The 17,242-nt window shown below is 65.9% G+C and carries 18 protein-coding genes and 2 pseudogenes; 9 read left to right on the forward strand and 11 right to left on the reverse strand.

The annotated features are described in order from the left end of the window. Positions 1-105: 105 nt before the first annotated feature. Entirely contained in the window at positions 106-258 is a 153-nt protein-coding gene (locus RJ1_RS47310) for a helix-turn-helix domain-containing protein (protein ID WP_240319887.1), read from the reverse strand. Next, a pseudogene (locus RJ1_RS48900) lies at positions 189-604 on the reverse strand (recombinase family protein). The gene RJ1_RS47310 and the pseudogene RJ1_RS48900 overlap by 70 nt, the downstream one beginning before the upstream one ends. A 153-nt stretch (positions 605-757) precedes the next feature. Between RJ1_RS48900 and RJ1_RS25945 the strand changes: the two are divergent. Next, complete coding sequence (locus tag RJ1_RS25945; RefSeq protein WP_073365272.1) at positions 758-955, forward strand: hypothetical protein; 198 nt, start codon at positions 758-760, stop codon at positions 953-955. 62 nt (positions 956-1,017) lie between these two features. On the opposite strand, the gene RJ1_RS25950 is transcribed toward RJ1_RS25945, so the two are convergent. The 3 genes from RJ1_RS25950 to RJ1_RS25960 form a co-directional block, all read right to left on the reverse strand. After that, positions 1,018-1,728, reverse strand: a complete 711-nt coding sequence (locus RJ1_RS25950; RefSeq protein WP_083400620.1) for a TetR/AcrR family transcriptional regulator — start codon at positions 1,726-1,728, stop codon at positions 1,018-1,020. Positions 1,729-1,847: 119 nt separating this feature from the next. Then, on the reverse strand, positions 1,848-3,326 hold the full coding sequence (locus RJ1_RS25955) for an MFS transporter (protein ID WP_083400619.1): 1,479 nt from the start codon (positions 3,324-3,326) through the stop codon (positions 1,848-1,850). Positions 3,327-4,097: 771 nt separating this feature from the next. After that, positions 4,098-5,300 carry a DUF1214 domain-containing protein gene (locus tag RJ1_RS25960; protein WP_073365276.1) on the reverse strand — a complete coding sequence of 401 codons (1,203 nt, stop codon included), beginning with the start codon at positions 5,298-5,300 and terminating at the stop codon, positions 4,098-4,100. Between the two features lie 231 nt (positions 5,301-5,531). On the opposite strand from RJ1_RS25960, the gene RJ1_RS25965 reads away from it, so the two are divergent. Next, on the forward strand, positions 5,532-5,885 hold the full coding sequence (locus RJ1_RS25965; RefSeq protein ID WP_205415377.1) for a YidH family protein: 354 nt from the start codon (positions 5,532-5,534) through the stop codon (positions 5,883-5,885). Positions 5,886-5,911: 26 nt separating this feature from the next. After that, on the forward strand, positions 5,912-6,010 hold the full coding sequence (locus RJ1_RS48905) for a DUF202 domain-containing protein (protein WP_369691061.1): 99 nt from the start codon (positions 5,912-5,914) through the stop codon (positions 6,008-6,010). A gap of 511 nt (positions 6,011-6,521) precedes the next feature. On the opposite strand, the gene RJ1_RS25975 is transcribed toward RJ1_RS48905, so the two are convergent. Continuing rightward, positions 6,522-6,983: a winged helix-turn-helix transcriptional regulator gene (locus RJ1_RS25975; protein ID WP_073365282.1), complete on the reverse strand. Its 462-nt coding sequence runs from the start codon at positions 6,981-6,983 to the stop codon at positions 6,522-6,524. A gap of 89 nt (positions 6,984-7,072) precedes the next feature. Between RJ1_RS25975 and RJ1_RS25980 the strand changes: the two genes are divergently transcribed. The 5 genes and pseudogenes from RJ1_RS25980 (at position 7,073) to RJ1_RS48915 (ending at position 9,753) form a co-directional block, all read left to right on the forward strand. After that, positions 7,073-7,669, forward strand: a complete 597-nt coding sequence (locus RJ1_RS25980; RefSeq protein WP_073365284.1) for a dihydrofolate reductase family protein — start codon at positions 7,073-7,075, stop codon at positions 7,667-7,669. Next, positions 7,666-8,577: a methyltransferase gene (locus tag RJ1_RS25985; RefSeq protein ID WP_083400618.1), complete on the forward strand. Its 912-nt coding sequence runs from the start codon at positions 7,666-7,668 to the stop codon at positions 8,575-8,577. Before RJ1_RS25980 ends, RJ1_RS25985 begins: the two co-directional genes overlap by 4 nt. A gap of 78 nt (positions 8,578-8,655) precedes the next feature. Next, positions 8,656-9,267 carry a type IV toxin-antitoxin system AbiEi family antitoxin domain-containing protein gene (locus tag RJ1_RS25990; RefSeq protein WP_073365286.1) on the forward strand — a complete coding sequence of 204 codons (612 nt, stop codon included), beginning with the start codon at positions 8,656-8,658 and terminating at the stop codon, positions 9,265-9,267. Beyond that, positions 9,264-9,422, forward strand: a pseudogene (locus RJ1_RS48910) (nucleotidyl transferase AbiEii/AbiGii toxin family protein); the annotation flags it as partial. The gene RJ1_RS25990 and the pseudogene RJ1_RS48910, both read left to right, overlap by 4 nt. Before the next feature lie 103 nt (positions 9,423-9,525). Next, complete coding sequence (locus RJ1_RS48915; protein WP_338049601.1) at positions 9,526-9,753, forward strand: hypothetical protein; 228 nt, start codon at positions 9,526-9,528, stop codon at positions 9,751-9,753. A gap of 82 nt (positions 9,754-9,835) precedes the next feature. On the opposite strand, the gene RJ1_RS26000 is transcribed toward RJ1_RS48915, so the two are convergent. The 3 genes from RJ1_RS26000 to RJ1_RS26010 form a co-directional block, all read right to left on the reverse strand. Then, the gene (locus RJ1_RS26000; RefSeq protein WP_073365290.1) at positions 9,836-10,498 is read right to left on the reverse strand and encodes a class I SAM-dependent methyltransferase; all 663 of its coding nucleotides are present in this window, start codon (positions 10,496-10,498) and stop codon (positions 9,836-9,838) included. Positions 10,499-10,581: 83 nt separating this feature from the next. Then, the gene (speB, locus tag RJ1_RS26005; protein WP_073365292.1) at positions 10,582-11,598 is read right to left on the reverse strand and encodes an agmatinase; all 1,017 of its coding nucleotides are present in this window, start codon (positions 11,596-11,598) and stop codon (positions 10,582-10,584) included. A 38-nt stretch (positions 11,599-11,636) separates the two neighbouring features. Further along, complete coding sequence (locus tag RJ1_RS26010) at positions 11,637-13,016, reverse strand: MFS transporter (RefSeq protein WP_073365294.1); 1,380 nt, start codon at positions 13,014-13,016, stop codon at positions 11,637-11,639. A 164-nt stretch (positions 13,017-13,180) separates the two neighbouring features. On the opposite strand from RJ1_RS26010, the gene RJ1_RS26015 reads away from it, so the two are divergent. Next, positions 13,181-14,719, forward strand: coding sequence for a PucR family transcriptional regulator (locus tag RJ1_RS26015; RefSeq protein WP_174695019.1), 1,539 nt, complete (start codon positions 13,181-13,183; stop codon positions 14,717-14,719). Between the two features lie 60 nt (positions 14,720-14,779). On the opposite strand, the gene RJ1_RS26020 is transcribed toward RJ1_RS26015, so the two are convergent. Further along, a complete protein-coding gene (locus RJ1_RS26020; RefSeq protein WP_073365296.1) occupies positions 14,780-15,619 on the reverse strand; it encodes an HpcH/HpaI aldolase/citrate lyase family protein in 840 nt (279 codons plus the stop codon). Between the two features lie 87 nt (positions 15,620-15,706). Continuing rightward, positions 15,707-17,155 (reverse strand): aspartate ammonia-lyase, encoded by a 1,449-nt coding sequence (locus RJ1_RS26025; RefSeq protein ID WP_073365381.1) that lies wholly within the window; start codon positions 17,153-17,155, stop codon positions 15,707-15,709. Positions 17,156-17,242 lie beyond the last annotated feature (87 nt).

A 17,242-nucleotide genomic window follows, 5' to 3' on the forward strand; every position in this document is an offset into this window, starting at 1 on the left:
GGACCGACACCCCGCCCGCGGCCGCCGCCCTCGCGAGGGGGACGCCGCGCTCGAGGTGCGGACGCAGCACCGTCATCGGATCGACCCGGCGCCGGGCCGGGGTACTCATCGAATCGGGCCGGTAACAGCACCGTCGGCGTTGCCGGCGGAGACGGTCGCACCCAGGTGCCGGTAGATGGTCGGGCGGGTCACCCCGAACTCGGCGGCGATCTGCGCCACCGTGTACTTGTGTTTGCCGTCGTCGGTCTCGTCGTACATCGCCCGGGCCAGGGCGACCTGCCGGGACCGAGCTTCGGCTTCTGCCCGCCGGTGCGCCCGCGGGCCCGGGCCGCGGCCAGTCCCTCGGCCGTGCGCTCGGAGAGCAGGGCGTGCTCGAACTCCGAGATCGCCCCCAAGACGGAGAAGAACATTCGGCCCGCCGCGGTGGAGGTGTCGACCCCTGGTCGAGCACGACCAGGTCGATGCCACGCTCCTGAAGTAGTGCGGACAGCTCGATCAGGTTCGCCAGAGACCGCCCCAGCCGGTCGAGCCGGGTGACCACCAGCTGATCGCCCCGCCGCGCGACCAGCAGCACCTGATCGAGGCCCGGGCGGTGCGCGAGCACCCCGGAGGCGGTGTCGGTGAAGACCTCCCGGACGAATGGCGGTACGCGCTGATCGAGCTGCAACGGCAGTGGATGGGGCTGGGCTGACCCACGTGCCACGGGTGGAGGAATACCGCACCTTTCGAATACCGCACACCACCAGTCTTCCGGGCCGTGAGCCTGCCCGGCCCCTCCCGTCGCGGCACCGTGCCCGCGCACCTGCGGCGCCGCAACCTCGCCGATGTTCGCGGCCCCGCCAGCCGCACCCGCGACGCCATCCGCACCGGGCTCGCTCGACGCGAGGACCACGACCGCATCGAAGTCCGAATCCGCGACGCGGAAGCCGCCGGGCTGCCGCTGACCTTGCGGTAGAGCAGTGGCAGCGGCTGTCCACGGGGCGTCGACGACCAGCGGCCGTCAGTGGGTCGGCCTGCTCAACCCTTGGCACCAAGGGTAGTGGCGACGAGTTCGGCCGTCTGGGTGAGAGCGGTGACCTCGTTGGGATCGACCATTCGCTTGTGCGCTTCGGCTCGGCAGGCGACGCCGAAGAACGAGTCGTAGATGATCTCGGCAGCGTTGTGAGCGTTCTTCGAGTCATCCTCGCCGCGGAGATCGGCGATCGCTTGAACAAGGGGTTGCAGGAGTTGCTCACGCATTGCTGCTAGTTCGTTGGGAAACATCATCTCCCACCGGTACGTGTGGAGCAGGATTGCTCGATGTCCCGGCGACGCATCTTGGGTGTAGGGGAAGATGGCGGCTCCGACCCATGCGCGGATACGTTCGAGCGGCGTGCTCGCCGTGGCCATTTGTTCTTCTATATAGCTCGTTTTCCAGGTGGTGCCGTCCTGCAGGACGGCGATGATCAGTTCTTCCTTCGAGTTGAAGAGCCGGTAGAACGCGCGGGTGCCGAGCCCTGCTCGTTCGAGGATCGCGTTGACGGGTGGGTCGACCTGTCCGGTTTCGGCGATGAGACTGCTGCACGCCTGGATGAGGCGTTGGGCTTCCGCAAAATACTCGCCGCGATGCTTGTCGAACAGCCGATCGATCGCGGCAGCAGCGATTGGATTGTTCGCACGCGACTGTTGTGCCGAAGCCACTTTGCCGACCTCCAATGGAGCGAAAGTATCATTTTCAGAATTGAGCATAGCAACTGCGGAACGGGCGTTCCGGGTCGAAGTCGAGGCGGAGAAGGTCGGGCACGGGTCCACCCCTTTGGCGGACGTAGGGCTCCCGGACTGGGAGCCTACGCCGGTCGACGACACACTCAGCGCTGTTCGGCACCCCCCGTTGCGGGATTCCGGCCATGTCGCATTCGTATCGCGACGGCGAGGCCCGCGAGGCCGACCACCGCTGCGAGAATGAAGGAATGCTGGAAGGCGGAGTCCGAGTATGTGATTCGTCCAGTGGTGGGGTCTTGGCGTGAGATGTTCTGTGCCATCACGACACTGAGGACGGTAACCGCAATCGCATTGCCGAGCTGGCCGACGACCCCGAGCATGGCCGCCCCTACCGCACTCTGCTCGGCCGGCACAGCGTCCATCACGAGGTTCGGTCCGGACGCGTAGTAGAGCCCCATTCCGATTCCGAAGACTGCGGAGATCACCATGATCTGCCAACGATGTTCGGGCAGCGCAGCCGCGGCTGCGAGGCCGGCGATCATCGCGCAGACGGCGCCGATGAGTGTCATCCGGGCGCCTCTACGGCGCGCAACGGCACCGCCGAGGGGTCCGCAGACCATGGTCAGCAAGCCGGTGGGGAAGGTCCACAACGCAAACGCGGTCGCCGTCAGTCCCACGCCGTAGGTGATGCCGGCCTGGGCTGGGGTCTGCAGCATCTGAGGTGTGAGCAGCCCGTATCCGGCGATCATGAACCCGATGAACAGGTACGCCACCAGTGTTGAGCGCAGGGAACTACTGGCCAGCAATCGGAGGTCGATGGCGGGTGAAGGGACGCGTAACTCCCACACGACGAATGCGATGAGGAGCCCGGTGCCGCCGGTCAGTGTCAGGATTGTCCCGCTGCTGACCCAGCCCCACTTGGACCCCTGGCTGATTCCGACCAGGACCAGCCCGACGCCGGAGCCGAGGAGCGCGACACCGAACAGGTCGAGGCGCTGATGCAGTCGCAGCGAAGACTCGGGCACGCATACCGCCACCACCGGTATCAGCAACACGGCGTAGCCGAGCATGAACCAGAACACCGACTGCCAACCGTGGTTGTCGATGAACCATCCGGCGACGAACGGCGACGCGAGGGCGCTGACGCCGATTCCAGCAGCCACGGTTCCGAGTGCGACTGGGACCCAGCGACGCGGGAAGGTGTCGCGGACCAGCGCATAGGACACCGCGATCATCCCGCCCGCGGTGCCCTGGAGAGCCCGGCCGGTCAGCAGTACCGGGAAAGAGCTTGCTGTCGCGCAGATCAGGGAGCCGGCGGCAAACAGCACGGCAAGGATCAGCATCACCCGTTTCTTGCCGAAGGTGTCGGCAAGTTTGCCGACCAGCGGCAAGCTGACCACGGCAACCAAACTCACCATCGTCAGCACCCATCCCAGGTGCAGTGTGCGGAAATCCCCCGTCATGTGTGGAATTGCCGGGTATACCAGGGTGATTTCCATCGGCGCTAGCTCGGATATCAGCACGATGAGCGCGAGCGCCGCACCGTATCGCCAGCGTTGTCGCCGTCCCAGCGGCGGATCGTCGCTGTGCCGCGGGTGCGGTCTGTTGGTCGTGGTCTCAGTCATGTTGATCTCGATCCGTTGAGGCGGGCCAGATCGCCCGATATGTCAGGTGCGTATGGGTCCGAGCTGTTGTTGTTCGGGTCGGGGGATGCCGTGGACGGCAGCCGCTACTCAGTGCCGCGTGGGTAGGTAGTTTGACGGTCTCGCTTGCGGAGCCACTGGAAGAACCGGTCACGCCCGATGACGCGCTCTTGCGGAATCTCGAGCAAGGGCTATGGCTGCGAAGAGCTCAAAGATGACCTCGGGAGTGGTGGTGCCGGGCTGCAGTCGGGCCAATTGGCGCCTCGCAGCTATCTTTTACAGGTCTTGAGATCTGTTGAATAATCAGTACCTGCCGGAGTACTCGGCCGCCGGTCGGGTGAGGATTCGCTCGTTTTCCATTGTTTCGGATAGACGCATGCTAAGCGGAGTATCTCGTCTTCGGTGCATTTCGATTCAGCGATGGCCTGCCACAAACGATCGATGAACCGGTGCGTTGTCAGTCCGAAGTGCACCAGGATGTCCTCTGCGGAAGCGCCTCCGAATGGTGCCCACATGCGAGCGAACCCGATGAGGTGCTCGGCCTCGGTGTCACGCCGCCGGTTGCGTTTGCGGTTCGCTTCGATCCGGGCGGCGCGTCGTCTCTGACGTAATAGGCGATACTCACGAGAGTTCATAGGAATTCACGCTTCTCATAGGGAATGAGCATCCTCGAGTTGCGGTCCGCGACGGCAAGGGGTTTGCGGGGGCTGGCAGATTCCCGTCCTGCTCGTCGAGTTACTTGTCCCCGCCGCACTAGTGGCTGTTGCGCAAATGTGCAGATCGGCGGCGGAGCCGAATCTGCTCGCTGCGATCGGCGGAGGTCACGGTCGGCGTTTCCGAGGGAAGGAACGTGCGCACGTCCTCGAGGGGCACGAGCCGCATGGTCGGATTCGGAACGTCGCGGGTCAGCAGCAGGCGGCCGTTGATGGTGCCGTGGGTGTGCCCGCCGGTGTCCAGCCAGTTCGGGACGCCCGGGTCTCGATGGGAAATGACCGCGCGGAAGACGCCGTCGTCATCGAGTCGGGCTTGGGAATGATTGAGAGAGGATTGGCGAGAAAACCAGTTGACGGTCTCCCAATACCAGTTCCCCAAACCGAAACTCCAGTAGTGGCATTGCGGCGGCGTGAACTCCAGAATCACTGCTTCGTCAGGGGCGCACCGGAAACTGCCCATGCCGTATGCCTGATTCTGGAAACCACCCCACGCACTCTCGCTGAGCGGAGTAAAGGCCAGGGAATTGGCGGGAGCATTCAGGGACAGTTTGCACATGTGGTCCCAATAGGACCCGGCCTTGTCCAGCCAGCGCACAAGCCGCTCGGCACGTGCGGCGACATCGGCTTCCGACAGTGCGGCGGGCGGCGGATACACGGCGTCCACGCACTCGATCACGAGGTTGGCCGGGCGCTCGGTCACCCAGTCGCTGAAGACCTGGCGTACGCACAGCGAGCCCGCCTCGGCGTCGATCGTCAACCAGTTTCCGGTGTACCCGACCGGTCGCTCGGATCCGAGGAGCAACTCGAACGCCCCGTCGGTTCCGACCGCGAGGGAGCGACTGTCGATGTTGGAGTTGATGCGGTAGTCGGGCGCTTCACAGAAGTGCGGAGAGTGGACCTGAATATCGAGGTAGTGGGCAGTTCCGCGGTCGCCGTGAATCCGATACATGCGGTCACCGCTGACCGCGGCGAGTGTGTAGATCACGTCGGGGTTGTCGATGCCCCAGCTGCAGGTGGTGTCGGCCCATCTGCCGAACTCCGGGTAGCTCGGATCGGCCAATTCCATGCTCAACAGGGCTCCCGCCGCCAGGTATCGGGTGGCGAAACGCAGCCCCTCCGCCCGCAGGAGTGGGGTATCGGTGTCCGGGTCGTCGAAGACCACAGTGCGGCCGAACTGCCGCCATGCCTGGCCCAGCTGGTCGAACAAGGCGCCTGAGCGCACCGACTCCACGCGTCCGGTCATGTTTTCTCCTCTGTGTCGCTGCACTGTCTGCCTGTGAGGTCGGTAGCAAAGACCGCAATGCCGACCGCTCAGGACTGCTCGGAGCATCCGAGCGCAAATGCTATAGTCGACAGTGAAAATGGCATTGTCAATACCTGGTGTTCACTCCACAGACAGGCGAGGAGAGACCCCAGGATGTGGTGAAGGCCCTTGGTGGAGGCCACGCCGGGGTCGGAGAGGAAGGAAGCTGTGGTGTCGCTCAACAAAACAGTTACCGAGGAACGCGAACCCGACTACCGATTCACGCTCGCGAATGAACGGACGTTTCTGGCGTGGATTCGCACCTCCCTTGGGCTCCTCGCCGGCGGCGTGGCCGTCGATCAGCTCGCCGACGGGTTCCACAACGAGGGCGCGCGTATCGCTGTCTCCCTGAGCTGCATCGGCTTGTCGATAACTCTTGCAGGCGGCGCGTTTTCGCATTGGCGGGCGGTTCAATCGGCGATGCGTCGCGAGGCGCCGCTCCCGACTTTCCTGCTTGTCCGAATCCTGGCCGCCGGAGCAGTCGCCGTCGCGTTGTCGGCCGGGGCCGCGGTGGTGCTCTCCTGAGTAAGCAAGCATCGGGAGACAAGGGTCTGCAAGCGGAACGAACATCGCTCGCCTGGCGACGCACTGCGTTATCCGCGACTGCCGTTACAGCAGTCGTCGCGCATGAAGCTGCTGCGCGTGATTGAGGTCTCGCGGTTCTACCTATCGCGTTCGCCGCCTGCGCGACCGTGGTCGTCGGAGGCGTCAGCCTGGCGCAAGCACGCCGGATCCATAAAGGCCGAGTCGGCGCGAGTCCGCTCGGCCTCGCAGTGGTTTCCGCGGCGGTTTCGTGTTGCGCCCTGTGGGTCGGAGCTGTTTTCGCCTACTAGTGAGCGCGAAATCGTTGCATAACTGCTCGGAACATTCGGCGCCAAGTGGGGTGTGACACCAGAACCAGTGTGGAAGAGCCCTTTACGGCGACGTCCCCGCCGCTGGTGTGCTCAAACGGAGGGACGGACATGGTTTCAACTCCCCGACGAAGCCGACGACCGAGCCAGCCAGCCAGCCATCACTGCAACCGCGAATTTTCCGTGCGATCGGCCCGTAGTAGCCCGCCGGTAGGCAAAGTTCCCGGCCCGACCATGAGTGCAGCCCAGGTCCGATGCCGCTGCTCGGTGTTGCGTTCCGGCCCGCTCGGCACGACACCTTCGACGTTGCCTATGCGCGGGGCGCGGCGCTGCCCGGACCCGGGATCACGTCGACATTGTCGGCGTGCATCGGCTCACCACAACGGGCGCAGCATAATTCGACTCCACCGACCTCCCCGCAGGCGTGATGACGGTAGAGCACCGGCGGACCCGCCTCGCCGGCAAGCCACCGGTCGCCCCAGCCGGCCATGACCATGAGCACGTCGACGAGCTCGGCGCCCTTCGCGGTCAGGTGGTACTCGTACCGTGGGCGCCGGTCGTAGGGACGGCGCTCGAGCACGCCGTGTTCGATGAGGTGCGTCAGCCGCTCGGTCAGAACCTTCCGCGAGATGCCCAGATCGGCCTGGATCTCGTCGAACCGCTTCATCCCGACCCACACGTCACGCAGGATCAGTGGTGACCACGGTTCTCCGACCACGTCGAGTGTGCGCGCGATCGAGCAGGCCATATCGCCGAAGCTTGTGCGTTGCATGACGAAAGTCTAGCAATCGGGGTTCCCTTACGGAACTCCAAGCGGTACGGTCATGGAGTCCCCTGAAGGAACCCCGAAGGAGTCCGGTGATGAGTAAGGTGTTCAGCGCTCTGTCCGTCTCGGTCGATGGCTACATCACCGGTCGCGATCCCGGCCCGGGCCGTGGACTCGGCGATGGCGCAACACTTTTCGACTGGTACTTCGACGGCGACGTCCCCAGTCGGGTGTTCGACAGCTTCCGGCTCAGCGAGCCCAGCGCCCGGTTTTTCGACGCCGCGGCCGAGCGGGTCGGCGCAAGCGTCGCGGGCCGCAACACCTACGAGGACTCCGGCCGGTTCGGCGACGACGGGACCCCACACCCGACGGCGCCTTTGTTCGTCGTGAGCCACCGGCCTGCCCCGCAGATGTCCGGCCGCCAACAGCTGATCACGACCGGGCTGCCGGACGCCGTTGCGGCCGCCCGTGACGCCGCCGACGGCAAGGACGTCGCTCTCATGGGTGGAGTCCTGGTGACCGAAGCCCTCGCGGCCGGGCTCGTCGACGAACTGATCCTCCACCAAGTACCTATCCTGCTCGGTGCCGGCCGGCCCTACTTCCACAACCTGCCCGAGCACATCCAGCTCCGCCTGCTCGGCGCCGTCCCCGCACCCGGAGTCACTCACCTCCATTACGAAGTGATTCGATGAGCGACGACAGCTGGGCCGGCCTGGCCGACCTGTTCGCCGATGAGGCGTACGGCTCGGTGAAGGGCCGCGTACGCACCTACGTGTTGCACCAGCAGCTGCTCGAGCACCTACCGGGACCACCGGCCGCGGTGCTGGATATCGGTGGCGGTGCCGGTCATCAATCGTTTCCGCTGGCCCACGCCGGCTACGAGGTGACCCTGCTCGATCCGTCGGCGGCGATGCTGGACAAGGCGCGACAGCGACTCCGGCGACTGCCCGGCGAGACCCAGCGACGGGTGACGCTCGTACAGGCCGACGGTGAGAACGCCGACGCGGCAGTGAACGGTCAACGCTTCGCCGCCGTGTTGTGCCACGGGGTGCTCGGGTACCTCGAGCACCCCGAGCCGTTGGTCGACCAGCTGTGCCGGTGCACCGCTGCCGGTGGCGTCGTCTCGATCATGACGGGCAACGCCAAGACGCTGGCGGTGCGCCCAGCCCTGGAACGGCGATGGGACGACGCCCTTGCCGCATTCGACGCCACCGGCGAGATCGGGGTGCTGGGCGTACCGACCCGAGCCGACACGGTCGAGCATCTCGGCGCCCTCATGCAGAGCCGGGGCGTGAAACCACTGCAGTGGTACGGGGTATGGCTGTTCACCGACTGGCTCGACTTCAGTGGAGCCGAACTGGACCCCGAAGATGCACAGCAGCTGGCGGCAATAGCCGCAGTCGAACTCGAAGCCAGTAGACGAGACCCCTACCGGCAACTCAGTCGCCCCTTCCACCTGGTTGGGCGCAAGGCGCGGTGTGAGCTCTCGGTTCGATGTCACTCACAGGACGTGAGCGCAGACCGACCCCAACCAACCGCCTATCGGCGCCACGCGCGACGCGTCAGCAAGGCCGTTGCCAACGCTGTGCACGTTTCGTAGGCTTTAACCCTACGAAATGCGCATCTTAATGCGGAGGGGGATAGGGCACCGGAACACAGCACTGCGGTCCCCGCGCCACTGGCACGCCGTCCGCTACGGACCTTCCGCCCCCAGGACGCCGTCGACGTCTACGCCCACCCGCGTCCCGCGCTCGCCCGCTTGGTCAGACGCGGTGTCCTGCACCGCGCCGCGCCGGGCTACTACATCGTGGTCCCCCCGGAACAGGCCGGGGGCCCTTGGACACCGAACCTCGAAGCCACCGCCGCCGGAATCGCCGCCACGATCTACGGGGCCGATAATGTCGTCGTGATGGGAATCAGCGCCGCACGCATACACAACGTGATCCCGCGAGCGTTGGCCACCGCGGTCGTCGCCGTGCCCCGCCGTCACCGGCCGATCACCCTCACCGACCGCACCGCCACCATCCGATTCCTCCGCCGCGACACCACCGGACTCGACGCCGAACGCATCGACACCCCGCTCGGGCCTGCACTGGTAACTACACCGGAACAGACCATCCTCGACTTGGCTCGGTGGCCGCTGCTCGGCGACGCCGAGAACGAGATCCCCGCAGCGATTGCAGGGCTCTTCCGGCGCAGCGACCGCGAGCGTCTCGCTGCGCTCGCTTCCGAGCAGGGACTGACTGCAGCCCTTGCCCGCGCCGGGACCTGGGCGGGGGCGCAGACGTGAACCTCGAGGAACGCGACAGTGTCGCCGACCAGTTCGGCGTCACCCCCGAGCAGGCCGAACGAGACCACCTCATCTCACTGCTCCTCGCCTACCTCAGCGAAAATTTCGCCGAAAGGCTCCATTTCATCGGCGGCACCGCACTCGCCCGAACACATCTCCCCGACGGGCGGCTCAGCGAGGATATCGATCTGATCTCACTCGACGAACGGCGCAGCGTCCAAAACAGCCACCTGGTACGACCGAGCCGCCGCTCGCGACCTGTGGGATCTCTGGGCACTGACCAACATCGGTGCGATCAACCCCGACGCCGCCGCGCTGTTCCGCAAATACGGGCCGACCGGGAAGAACCCCGGCGACTACGCCTTTATCCGGCCACCCACCGATGGCGAATGGCAATCACAACTCGCCGGCCAAACCCGACTCACCGTTACCGCAACCGAGGCCCTCCACACGGTCCGCACCGCATGGTCCCAACTCACGCTCTAGTCCTGACAAGGGCCGAACTCGATTCCCTCGACAGTGTTTTCGCACTCGAATGCCCACGGCCCGTCGTGCCGTGGCCGGCATTCTAGTCGCGGTGAGCCGACAGTAACCACGCCGGCAGCATGGTCCTCCCCTTGTCGTCACGCTGCCAGTTCGCCGCCTGCTCCGGGCCGAGCAGTGCATGGATGAAGGCAGGGCGAAGGTCGTCGATGACCCAGTACTCGGCGACGGCGTCGCGGAGTTCGTCGTCGGTGACCGGGTTCGGTCCTTGTCCCTCGGGGAAGGCGCCCTTCGCGAACACCAGGATGAAATAGGACGCACCGGGCGCGGCCGCCCGCGCGACGGCCTGCAGGTAGTCGCGCCGCCGGTCCACCGGTAGTGAATGGAACAGGGTGCTGTCGACGATCGTGGCGAACCGGCCGTCGAAACCGGTGAACGAACTGATGTCCGCCACCTGATACGTGGCCGTCGTCAGTCCACGATCGGCCGCGGCGGACTGAGCCACCGCGATGGCCGTCGGCGACAGGTCCAGGCCGACCACCGTGTACCCCTGCGCCGCCAGGTGAAGCGAAGTCTCGGCATGTCCGCATCCCGCGTCCAACACGTCGCTGCGAAACTTGCCCTCCGCTATCAGCGCGGCGATCTCGGGTTGCGGTTCACCGATGTTCCACGGCACCTGTCCCGAAAAATCCTCCACCTTGCCGCGGTAGATGTCATCCCACGGCGCAACCTGATTGTCTTCGGTCATGATCTCGACCGTACGCCTGCACCACCGCCCGCCACCGCGCAAGCGGTGCCCCGTCGCCGGGGCACCGCTTCGTCAAGGGGTGGTCAGTAACTGAGAGCCGAGGTGCCGATGGACTCGGCCGCCGCCGCGACGGAATCGCGCTGCGAACCCGCGACCATGAGTGAGACGAGGTCGAACACGACGGTGGCCGCGGCGACACAGGTGATTTCGGCGTGGTCGTAGGCCGGCGCGACTTCGACGACGTCGGCGCCCACCACGTTGAGTCCGGTGAGTTGACGCAGCATCCGCAGCAGTTCCCGCGACGTCAGGCCACCCGCCTCCGGGGTGCCGGTTCCGGGGGCGAACGCCGGGTCGAGGACGTCGATGTCGATCGACACGTATACCGGGACGTCGCCGACGCGCCGACGGACCACGTCGACGGCCGCCTCGATGCCCATCACGTCCAGGTCGCCCGCGCGGATGATCCGGAACCCCATCCGAGCATCGTCGTTCAAGTCGGCCTGGTCGTAGATCGGACCGCGGATTCCGACGTGAATGGAATGGTCCTCCACCAACAGGCCCTCTTCGAACGCGCGGCGGAAGATCGTCCCGTGGGTGACCGGTTGGTTGAAGTATGTGTCCCACGTGTCGAGGTGGGCGTCGAAGTGGACCAGGGCGATCGGGCCGTGCTTCGCGTGCAGAGCACGCAGATTCGGCAGCGCGATCGTGTGGTCGCCGCCGATCGAGACGATCTTGCGGTCGCCGCCGCCGAGGATCTCCGATGCGTGCGCCTCGATCTGCCGGCAGGCCTCCCCGAGATCGTACGGCGTCACGGTCACGTCTCCGGCGTCGACCACCTGCACCTCTTCGAGCGGTGCGACGCCGAGTTCGACGTGGTAGCCGGGTCGGAGCGCACGCGCGGCCTGCCGGACCGCCATCGGGCCGAAGCGGGCGCCGGGGCGGTACGAGGTTCCGCCGTCGAACGGGACGCCGAGGATCGCGATGTCGTAGTCGTCGACCTCGTGGATGTCGGCGATGCGGGCGAACGTCCCCTTACCCGCGTAGCGGGGAACCTGGGTTGCCGGCAGCGCGCCGACGAGTGATTCTCTGGGTTGTGGCATGTCGTGTACTCCTGTACTCGGGGTGGGCTGACTTCGCGTCAGAGCTGTGTGACGGTTTCCGGGTTCGGGTCGGCGGACTTCTCTTCTCCTGATTCGCTTTTCGACGCCGTGTCGGCGAGCGACACGCCGCGCGTCTCCGGCGCGAGGAAGATGGAGGCGACGAGTCCGACCAGGGTGACCACCGCGCCGATCATCAGGGCACCGCTGGCGCCGAACGACACGAGCGCCATCGGCATCAGGTACGTGCCTGCAGCAGAACCGATCCGGCTGATCGCGGTGCCCATGCCGACCGCGGTGGCACGCACCTCGGTGGGGAACAGTTCGTTCGGGTAGACGACTTCGAGGAAACTCGACGCACCGGAGGCGATGGCGAAGACCGCGAGTGCGAGGAAGAAGATCTTCGCCGAGACGTCGGGAATCAGCGCGGGCACGGCGAGGGCGACGACGATGATCGCGAACGACCAGATCAGCAGCTTCCGTCGGCCGATCTTCTCGACCAGCCACAGCCCGGGTATGCCGCCGACCACGAACAGGATCGCGATGAGCAGCGAACCGCCGTAGAGGTTGGCGTCGCCGTACAGGCCGAAGGATTCGAGGAGGTCGGGGGCGAAGGTGTACACCGCGAACAGCGGGATCACCTGGGCCGTCCAGAAGATCGCCACGAAGATGGTGCGCCGCAGGTAGGGCTTCCGGAATACCCGGAAGAAGGAGGTGGTGACGACGGGTTCCTCCGGAAGGTCCGCGACACCGTATTGCTCGCCGTACACGAGTTTGATGGAGGCGTCGGCCTCTTCCATGCGCCCCTTGCTCATCAGCCAGCGCGGCGATTCCGGGGTGCCCATCCGGGCCAGCAACGTGATGACCGCGAAGATCGCCGGGCTCGCCAGCAGGAAACGCCACGCGTCGGGACCGAGGCCCCGCGCCAGGAAGCCGACCACGTACGCCGCGGCGGCGCCGACGGCCCACACCACGAACATGGCTCCGAGCAGTCGTCCGCGCTGCCGTTTCGGCAGGAACTCGGCGAGCAGTGACGTCGCGATCGGATAGTCGGCGCCGATGGCCACGCCGAGCAGGAAGCGCAGCAGGATCACCTGCCAGGCCTCCCCGCAGAACGCGGAGAGGACCGAGAACACCGCGAGCGCGACCAGGTCGGCGATGTACATGAAGTGCCGGCCGATCTTGTCGGTCACATATCCGAACACACCGCCACCGACGAAGATGCCGATCAGGCTGGCCGCACCGATGAGACCGATCTCGGTGGCGCTGAGATCCATGGCCGGTTCGAGAGTGATCAGAGCGACGCCGATGATCGACAACGCGAAGCCGTCGATGAACGGGCCGCCGGAGGAGAACGCTGTCAGTTTCTTGTGGAAGGAGGTCAGCGGCGCATCGTCTATGAGATGACCGGTTCTAGTCATTGGGGCTCCTGGACTGGATCAAGTGCGTGTGTTGCCGGTTGTGACGACCAACACAGACTGCCTGCAAGCTCGGCCCGAATACGAGTAGCCAATGCCTAAAACCGGTGGTTACGCTTTATTCGATCGCACAAAGCGGATGTGGCTTTGGTGCAGAGGGAGGACCCGTGGCAATCACCGTCGGTGAGCTCGTCGAGATTCCGCATCTGCGTCTCGACGTGTATTCCGGGGCGTCCGGTCTCGGCCGTGAGGTCACGTGGACCCACACCTCCGACCTTCCCGAACCGTGGCGATGGGTCACCGGCGGCGAGTTCCTGATGACCAACGGCATGTCGTTCCCGAAGTCGGCGAAGGACCAGGCCGACCTGGTTCGGCATCTCGCGGACGCCGGGGTGGCGGGGCTGGGCATCGGCGAGAACATGTACTGCCCGCGGCTGACTGCGGCGTTCACCCGAACCAGCGACGAGCTGGGGTTTCCGGTCCTGTGGATCCGGTATCCACTCCCCTTCGTCGCCATCTCCCGGTCGGTGGCCGAGGCCACGCTCGTCGATCAGTCGCAGCGCCTCGGCCGCACCGTCCGGATCTACGACCTGATCCGCCGGCACACCGCCCGCGGCGCCGCGCCTGCCGATCTGCTGTCGGCGTTGGCCCGCGAACTGGGCTGCGAGATCCAGGTGTGCGACCGCGCCACCGGCGAGCCCTGGTTTCCCGACACCCCGCCCCTGGATCCGACGATCAGCGAGGCGGTGGTCGCATTGTCGGAGGTGTCGAAGAACGTGGCCGGCGGCGCGTACGGACTTCCGTCCGTCGGCGACCGGGCCGCGATGCTCACCGACATCCCCCGCCACTCCGGCGCCGCACTCGTCACGCTCAGCGACCCGAAAGTCGGAGTCGACCCGATCCAGCTCCAGCACGCCGCCACCGTCGTCGCGATCGAACTGTCCCAGACGCAGCTCATGCTCGAGCACGAACGGCGTTACGGTTCAGGGCTTCTCACCCAGATGCTCGAGGGCCGGATGGACGTCGCCGGCGTCACCGCCCAGCTGTCCGAGCTCGGCCTGAAACCCGAGACCGCCGTGCTGGTCGCCGCACGCAGCGAAGAGCCGGAACGGATGCTCGAACTTCACAATTCACTGTGGCGGCACGCCTTGCCCTACCTGTGCCTGCTGCGCATGGGCACGGCGCACGTCATGGTTCCGGACGGCCCGGCCACCGACTCCGTGCTGTCCCGCGCGCTGGGCCCGACCGCACGCATCGGCATCAGCAGGCACATCGATTCCCTGGCACGGTTTCAGGACGCCGCCCGGGAAGCGGCCTGGGCCCTGTCGATCGCCGAACGACGCGGGTCGGTCGTCTCGCGCTACGGCAGCGCCGTCCCGTGGGTCGGACTGTCGAGCGTGGCCGACGCACAGACCCTGGTCGACCGGATCCTGCGGCCGGTTCTCGACTACGACGAGCAGCACGGTTCGACGCTCGTCGACACCCTCGACTGCTTCCTCCAGAACCAGCGGTCGTGGCAGCAGACCGCGCAGGCGATGCACATTCACCGGCAGACGGTCATGTACCGCATCCGGAAGGTGGAGGCGCTCACGTCGCGCGATCTGGCGGACACGAATTCACTGTCCGAACTCTGGCTCGCCGTGCGGGCCGCGGAGTTGCTCTTCACCCGCGACAGCGACTGGTCGGAGTCGAAGCCGGCACCGTGACTATCCGCCTCCCCGCGCGTTGGATCGTCCGAACGAGAAGGCCCACCACCGCCGCCAAGCTCAGGCTGAAACCGAGAAGACGTCGGCCAGGTGGGTGATTCGCAGGGCACGGGCGAGCTTGGGGCGATCGCTGCCATCGGCGATGTTCTCGCCCTGCGCGCCGAGGTGTGCGATGACCTCGGCAGCCCATGCCACGTCGCTCTGTAGCGGGGACAGTTCGCGATTGACGATCGCTGTGTCACCGACATGCATGCAGAGCTTGCCGGTCATGCCCATCGACCTGGTGACGGCCAAGGCCTCGGAGAGATCGGGTTCGCCGGTCAAACATGGGCCGTCGATGGGACCGGGGAGGCCGGCCGCTCGACTGGCGACGACGAGTCGTCCCCGCGCGTAGGCCAGCGCGTCGGGTTCGGCGCCCGCATCGGTGTCCCGACGGAAGTCGCCGGTGCCGAATGCAATTCGGGTCGTGGCGTCGGCCGAGGCGATGCCGAAAGCGAATTCGACGCCACGCGCCGATTCGACCAAAGCGAGGATCGGGGTGTGGGGCACCTCGGCAGCCGTGCGATCGACCTGGTCCGCGGATTCGGTCTTGGCGAGCATCACGCCCCTCAGTCCCGGGAGCCCCCGAATCGCGTCCAGATCAGCGTTCCAGTCCGTGGTGGTGGCGTTGTTGATGCGCACCCACCCGGTGCCCCCACCGGCGAGGAAACGCATAACAGATTCGCGGGCTTTCGTTTTCGAGGACGGAACAACACCATCCTCGAGATCGAAGATCACCGCGTCCGCCGCCGAGTTCGTGGCTGCGGCGAACTCGTCCGGACGTGAGCCTGCGACCAGAAGCCAGGAGCGCGCATGCGTCGCAGGGACTGCAACGGCTGGTGCCGACGATGTGAGGGTCATCCGATTCTCGTTTCCTCTCGATGTGTACTTCTCCTCGAGCGAGGACTGCGGCGTCCTGTACCCGAAGTGCGGGGTGTGATGCGGCGATCAGTGCGCGGCGACACCGGCGAGATGGTCGAGTGCAGAGAATTCGCGGTCCACCGTGGGTGCGGTGAGCAGGCCGGCGAGTCGCCGGGGCGACAGGATGTCATCGACCTGCGCGCGAGTGAGCAGACCGTCGTCGACGGCGAGGTCGCCGACGTAGGCGCCGGTCGCCAGTGCCCTCTTGGCGATATCCGCGCTGGCGGCATATCCGATGAACGGCGAGAGCGCGGTGACGATGCCGATCGAGCGCCGAACACCCTGCTCGAGGTGGTCGCGGTTGGCGGTGATCCCGTCGACGCACTTCACAGCCAAGGTGTCCGATGCGGCGGCCAGGTGCGTCGTCGAGCGCAGCAAACTGTAGACGATGACGGGTTCGAAGGCGTTGAGCTGGAGTTGCCCGCCCTCGGCGGCCATCGTGACCGTCAGATCGTTGCCGATCACCTCGAACGCGACCTGGTTCACCATTTCGGGGATGACCGGGTTGACCTTGCCGGGCATGATCGACGAACCCGCTTGGGCCGGAGGCAGATTGATCTCACCGAGCCCGGCGGTCGGCCCGGAGGAGGTGAGCCGCAGATCGTTGCACGTCTTGGACAACTTCACGGCGACACGTTTGAGGATGCCGGAGACCTGCACGAATGCTCCGCAGTCCTGGGTTGCCTCGATCAGATTGCCGGCCGGGACGACTGGTTCACCGGTCAGCTCGCGCAGGTAGTTGCAGGCGAGCGCGGAGTACTCGGGATGGCCATTGATCCCCGTGCCGATGGCGGTGCCACCGAGGTTCGATTCCAGCAGCAGAAGCGCTCCCTCGGAGAGCCGATCGCAGTCCTCGTTCAGCATGATCGAGTAGGCGGCGAACTCCTGCCCCAGGGTCATCGGTACCGCGTCCTGCAGCTGGGTGCGACCCATTTTGACGATGTCGTCGAATTCGATCGACTTGCGCTCGAATGACTCCGCGAGCCGACCGAGCGAGGCGATCAACAGTCGGAGATGCTCGACCAGCGCGAGTTTGATCGCGGTCGGATACACATCGTTGGTGGACTGCCCCAGGTTCACGTGAGTGAGGGGGTCGAGTTCGGTGTAGGCACCGCGCCCGAACCCCAGGATCTCGAGTGCGCGGTTCGCGATGACTTCGTTGACGTTCATGTTCGACGAGGTGCCCGCCCCGCCCTGGATCGGATCGATCGGAAACTGGTCGAGCAGTGCCCCGGCGCGGATCTCCGTGCACGCGGCCACAATGGCATCGGCCCGCCGGTCATCGAGGAGGCCCAGGTCCCGGTTGGCAAGGCAGGCAGCTTGTTTCACCGTCGCCAACGCCGCGACCAGTGCCGGATACTGACCGATGGCGGACCCGGTGATGGCGAAATTCTCCATCGCCCGGGCGGTGTGGACGCCGTAGTACGCCCCCGCCGGTACCGCCAGATCTCCGATCGAGTCGTGCTCAATCCGCACATCGCTGTCGCTCAACTTTTCCACCAACACCTATTTCGCCGTTCTACTTGACAGGGCCTATGACGTCGATCACTGTTGTCGAACAGT

Source organism: Rhodococcus jostii NBRC 16295, assembly GCF_001894825.1.
GTDB lineage: Bacteria > Actinomycetota > Actinomycetes > Mycobacteriales > Mycobacteriaceae > Rhodococcus_F > Rhodococcus_F jostii.